This is a genomic window from Rosenbergiella metrosideri (genome assembly GCF_022602565.1).
Lineage (GTDB): Bacteria > Pseudomonadota > Gammaproteobacteria > Enterobacterales > Enterobacteriaceae > Rosenbergiella > Rosenbergiella metrosideri.
The window spans coordinates 1-1,340 of sequence record NZ_JALBCV010000041.1 but is presented as its reverse complement, the minus strand read 5'-3'; the positions used below and the strand labels follow the sequence as shown (position 1 = coordinate 1,340).

Annotated in this window: 3 protein-coding genes; 2 read left to right on the top strand and 1 reads right to left on the bottom strand. The window is 36.4% G+C overall.

Annotated features, from left to right (window positions below; genetic code table 11):
- The first annotated feature begins 57 nt into the window (after window positions 1–57).
- A complete protein-coding gene (locus MKR94_RS16350; RefSeq protein ID WP_241647878.1) occupies window positions 58–501 on the top strand; it encodes an STM2901 family protein in 444 nt (147 codons plus the stop codon).
- Window positions 495–845, top strand: a complete 351-nt coding sequence (locus tag MKR94_RS16345; RefSeq protein WP_241647877.1) for a DUF1493 family protein — start codon at window positions 495–497, stop codon at window positions 843–845. Before MKR94_RS16350 ends, MKR94_RS16345 begins: the two co-directional genes overlap by 7 nt.
- Before the next feature lie 23 nt (window positions 846–868).
- Here the strand turns inward: MKR94_RS16345 and MKR94_RS16340 are convergent, their stop codons facing one another.
- Window positions 869–1,276 (bottom strand): lysozyme inhibitor LprI family protein, encoded by a 408-nt coding sequence (locus tag MKR94_RS16340; RefSeq protein ID WP_241647876.1) that lies wholly within the window; start codon window positions 1,274–1,276, stop codon window positions 869–871.
- Window positions 1,277–1,340: the final 64 nt, after the last annotated feature.

The window sequence follows — 1,340 nt, the reverse complement described above, 5'->3', positions numbered from 1 at the left end:
GCCTGATAGATATCCCATCAATATAGTAATTACTCTAATAGTAAATGGAGAGTATATATGGATACAGTGGAAGAGTTAAAGGGAACCTATTTTTTTAATGGAATGATTAATTTGAACGCGGGAGAACTTTTTTTCTATATCTTTTTGGAGGAGGCTCAGAAAAAGCTTGGTGCGGAAGACATTATAGCTTTGGCATTGATTATACTAGGCCAACCTCTCCAAACCACGCGTGCTAAACCAGCCGGAGCGACCAAAGGAACATCGGTATTAAGTGCTAATCTTCGAATTTTGTTAAAGATTAAAGTGAACCGCTGGCCTACTCTCACTACAGAGAGTATAAAAAAAATGAGGTTCAGCTATGTTAACAATCTAGGAGCCTTCGCTGGGCGCTGGATACCGGTATTAGGTATAGGATTTATAATGAATGATGTGACTCAAATCGCATGGAAAACAACCCAACGATATAACTTGATTGCAAAAGAAGGTGACAGGTTATGGTAAAAGATGCCATACAAGATGCGGTGCTGGAGTGGTACGATAAGTATTACAACGTTAAACCCCTTCTTTCAAAAAAGAAGCCACAACTCACTCTCGATACTAGCCTTTCAACAGGTAAATATCCTTGGGCCAGAGAGACTGGCGATGACATACTGAATGACTATTTCAAACGTTTCAACGTCGAGAGTAGTGCATTTGACTTATTACTATACTGGCCTTATGAAAAGGGCTTTTTACCAAACGTCTTAAGGCCTCTATCTCAAAAGGTCCCTGAGATCTCTCCAAAACCTTTAACGGTTCGTATGTTGGTGGAATCAGCGAAAGCTGGACGCTGGATTTTTAAATGAGTTAATGATGGCGGCAATCAGTACTACATAAATTTGAAATTACGGTAATAGTCAATTCGCTGTGCATAACGATCGATCAGGCAGCTATAATTTGTCGAGAAAAAAGCATAGCTTTCTTTCTCGTAAACATAGGCTTCCATCAAACAATCAGCACTGACAGAATTCTGCCAGTTTTTTTGAGAAACCGTTATTTTTTTTCTGAGAATATTATAATGAGTGACATATTTCTCTTGTGATTCGATTCTTTGATTTAACTCGTTAAATGTTGAATGGAGTTCTTTCCTTATTTTATTATAATTATTATAAAGACAGTTATTGATAGCTGAAGATATAGTCGTTGATGAATAACAGTTTTTTATCATTTCTTCGGCAGTGAGTGACGCATAGGATAGTTTGCTTATTAATAATAGGGATAGCATCAATAATTTCATTAATAATCTCCTATTAAATAATTTATCCTTTTTCTATTATTCTCGTAATACATTATTTTAGGTG

What these genes read in the sequence shown, in the direction of transcription:
- MKR94_RS16350 (WP_241647878.1), top strand. Translation starts at nt 58, where the DNA reads ATGGATACAGTGGAAGAGTTAAAGGGAACCTATTTTTTTAATGGAATG.
- MKR94_RS16345 (WP_241647877.1), top strand. Translation starts at nt 495, where the DNA reads ATGGTAAAAGATGCCATACAAGATGCGGTGCTGGAGTGGTACGATAAG.
- MKR94_RS16340 (WP_241647876.1), bottom strand. Translation starts at nt 1,276, where the DNA reads ATGAAATTATTGATGCTATCCCTATTATTAATAAGCAAACTATCCTAT.